Below are 3,087 nucleotides of genomic sequence, written 5' to 3'. Positions count from 1 at the left end.
ATCAATTTATTCAATTAAATGAAGTTTTAGTGCGTGATGTAACGCTACCTCCAACAATTAAAGACGCGATTGAACGTAAATTAAAACAAGAACAAGAATCTTTAGAATATGAATTTAGACTCGTAACTGCATCTAAAGAAGCAGAAAAAGTACGTATTGAAGCACAAGGTAAAGCAGATGCAAACCGTATTTTAAGTGCGTCATTAAACGATCAAATTTTGCGCGATAAAGGAATTGAAGCAACTTTACAGTTGTCAAGTTCTCCAAATAGTAAAGTTGTTATTATTGGAAGTGGAAAAGACGGAATGCCTATTATTTTAGGAAATCAATAAATAAGAAATAATTAAACTGGTTACTTCATTTTATTCTCAGTTATGAAATGTCATTACAAGGAGTTTACGACGAAGTAATCTGTTAATAATAAGTAGATTGCTTCACTTTCTTTACAATGACGGTGAAGCAATTTTTTTTATTTTATAATATAAGGTATTAAATAAAAATATAACATTATACATGAAATTTAAACTAAACAAAAAGTCTATTTCAAACATAATATTTGTGTTGGCAGTTGCTTTACTATTATATCCTCCTTCTCGTGAATGGTTTATGCGTCAAATAGCGTTTTCACCTTCAATTAAAAAAGAAAGTACTGAAAAAGTAGATACTTATAATTGGCAATTAAATGGTTTAAATACAGAAAGTATAAACTTCAATAAACTAGAAGATAAAGTTGTTTTTGTAAACTTTTGGGCAACTTGGTGTCCACCTTGTAGGGCAGAAATGCCTATGATCCAAGATTTGTATAATGATTATAAAGATAAAATTGCTTTTGTATTTGTAACTAATGAAAATTGGGAAACTGTAGAAAAATTTTACTTAAAAAACGAGTACAACCTACCAACTTATAATGCTGTAAGTGCTCCTCCTTCAAAATTTACCGAAACCAATAGTATTCCAGCAACTTATTTATTAGATAAAAATGGGAATATTTTAATATCTAAAACTGGATCCGCCAATTGGAATAGTTCAAAGGTTAGAAAATTATTGGATGAGTTAATTATAAAATAAATAGATTTTTATGTAGCGTTTTGCTTTTGAAGTTCGTATTGAAATTGTAACAAGAGGATTATTTCTTGTTGAATATTTATAAACATTAAAAGACAAAAAAAATGAAAAGAGTTTTACAGCTAATTTTAGTTTTATTTTTAGCTATTTCATGCGATCTAAAAGATGATTGCGGAGAATGTTTTACGCCGCCGCGCCAGTTTAACTTTGATTTGGTAGATGCAATAACTTTAGAGAATTTGTTTTTAAATGAAACATTTTCAGAAGAAGAATTAAACGTGTATGACGAAACAGGCGGAGAAGTTGAATTTAAATTGGTTTTTCATAGAGAACGCTATATTTTATCTTTAAGCAAAATAGGATGGGAGCTAGAACCAAAAACATATACTATAGAATTAAGTCCAGAAATTTCGGTCATTTTTGAGTTAGACATGGATCAGGTAACATCCGACTGTTGTACTTATTTTGAAGTAAAAGAGTTTAATGTTATAGATTATGAATATGAAGAATTACTCCCAACAGGAATCATTCAAATAAAAATTGATTTAAATTAATATGAAACAAAATATTCAATTCTATTTATATCTGGTAATTATTTTTTTAACTTTAAATGCTTGTAGTGCAACATCCGATGATAACGCAAGCCCTTTGTTTAGTGATAGTTATACGGCATCATCTTATGGTTCAGAGGTACTACTTCGAATAAATTCTGAAGTTTTCGAAAACATTAATACCAATCGTTTAAATAGTATAAATACAGGAGACTCGTTTAAAATTAATAGTGCAAATAGAATAAATGATATTTTAGAAGTTAATATTTCTTATGGAGGTGGATGCAAGCAGCATTCCTTTGAAATTATTTGGGATGGAATAGTTTATACAGATCCTCCGTGCTTTATGAATTTATTAATCATACACGATGCCAAAAGTGATACGTGCGAGGCATTAATGACAGAAACACTTTCAATTAATTTAAAAGAATTAATAGGAGATAACACTTATAAAGATAGCTGTGCATATAATATTTTCACCAGCTATAATTCAACCAAAACAGCGGATGTAACTGTTAAAAGTAGTAACTAATAGGATGGCTAAAATTTAATATAAATAGTTAGTTAAGTTGGCTCAATTTGAAAAAAGGAATAGATACAAAAACATATCTGGAAAATATTATAGCCGAATGTAAAAATGGCAATGTATTACATCAAGAATTGCTATACAAACATTTTTATGGCTATGCGCTAAGTATTTGCAGGTTGTACACCTATTCTAATGATGATGCAGTGAGTATTTTAAATGATAGTTTTTTAAAAGTTTTTTCTTCCATTAAAAAAAAAGAATACAATAATACTATACCATTTAAAAATTGGCTAAGAAGAATTTTAATAAATACGGCAATAGATAACTATCGTAAAAATGTTAAGCATTATTATCACTTAGAAATTGAAAACGAAGAGGTTATTTATACAGATAGTAACGTAATAAATGATTTAACAATAAAAGACATTTTAAAACTGTTAGATCAATTACCAGAAATGCATAGAATTGTTTTTAATTTATATGAAATTCAAGGATTTAACCATAAAGAAATTTCAAAAAAATTAACAATTGGTGAAAGTACATCTAGAGTTTTTTTAACTAGAGCAAAAAAGAAATTAAGAATTTTAATTGATAAAAACTTTTAAAATTTATGAAAGATAATTTTGATAAAAAATTAAGCGATAGAATTAAAGAGGTTTCAAATAACAATGAAATACCTTACAATCCTGCACATTGGAATTTGTTGCAGTCTAAAATGAAAAAAGAGAAAAAACGTGCGTTTTTTTATTGGCAAATTGCAGCTTTTCTTTTAATTTCTATGTTAGCTGGTGGTATTTTTAAGTATTTCTTTTATGAGAATGATAGTGAAAATACTTATGAAAATCCTCAAATTATTTTAGATACTAAGAACGATTCTTTAAGAGTTGATTCTTTAAAAACAAATAAAGATGTCTTTATTACTTCTAGCGATATTGATAGTTT

6 protein-coding genes are annotated in these 3,087 nt (G+C 27.5%); all 6 read left to right on the top strand.

What is annotated here, in order from left to right; translation table 11 throughout:
• The coding region (locus AB1Z17_RS01540) for an SPFH domain-containing protein (protein WP_368050029.1) at positions 1–332 on the top strand (332 nt) is incomplete at its 5' end.
• A gap of 181 nt (positions 333–513) precedes the next feature.
• On the top strand, positions 514–1,068 hold the full coding sequence (locus tag AB1Z17_RS01535) for a TlpA family protein disulfide reductase (RefSeq protein ID WP_368050028.1): 555 nt from the start codon (positions 514–516) through the stop codon (positions 1,066–1,068).
• A 101-nt stretch (positions 1,069–1,169) separates the two neighbouring features.
• Complete coding sequence (locus AB1Z17_RS01530; RefSeq protein WP_368050027.1) at positions 1,170–1,619, top strand: hypothetical protein; 450 nt, start codon at positions 1,170–1,172, stop codon at positions 1,617–1,619.
• 1 nt (position 1,620) lies between these two features.
• Positions 1,621–2,148 carry a hypothetical protein gene (locus AB1Z17_RS01525; RefSeq protein WP_368050026.1) on the top strand — a complete coding sequence of 176 codons (528 nt, stop codon included), beginning with the start codon at positions 1,621–1,623 and terminating at the stop codon, positions 2,146–2,148.
• Positions 2,149–2,195: 47 nt separating this feature from the next.
• The gene (locus tag AB1Z17_RS01520; RefSeq protein WP_368050025.1) at positions 2,196–2,750 is read left to right on the top strand and encodes an RNA polymerase sigma factor; all 555 of its coding nucleotides are present in this window, start codon (positions 2,196–2,198) and stop codon (positions 2,748–2,750) included.
• A gap of 5 nt (positions 2,751–2,755) precedes the next feature.
• The coding region (locus AB1Z17_RS01515) for a hypothetical protein (RefSeq protein ID WP_368050024.1) at positions 2,756–3,087 on the top strand (332 nt) is incomplete at its 3' end.

Origin of the sequence: Lutibacter sp. (assembly GCF_040883305.1) — a bacterium.
Taxonomy (GTDB): Bacteria; Bacteroidota; Bacteroidia; order Flavobacteriales; family Flavobacteriaceae; genus Lutibacter.
The sequence above is the reverse complement of the archived record's forward strand: the minus strand, read 5'-3'. Positions and strand labels throughout refer to the sequence as shown.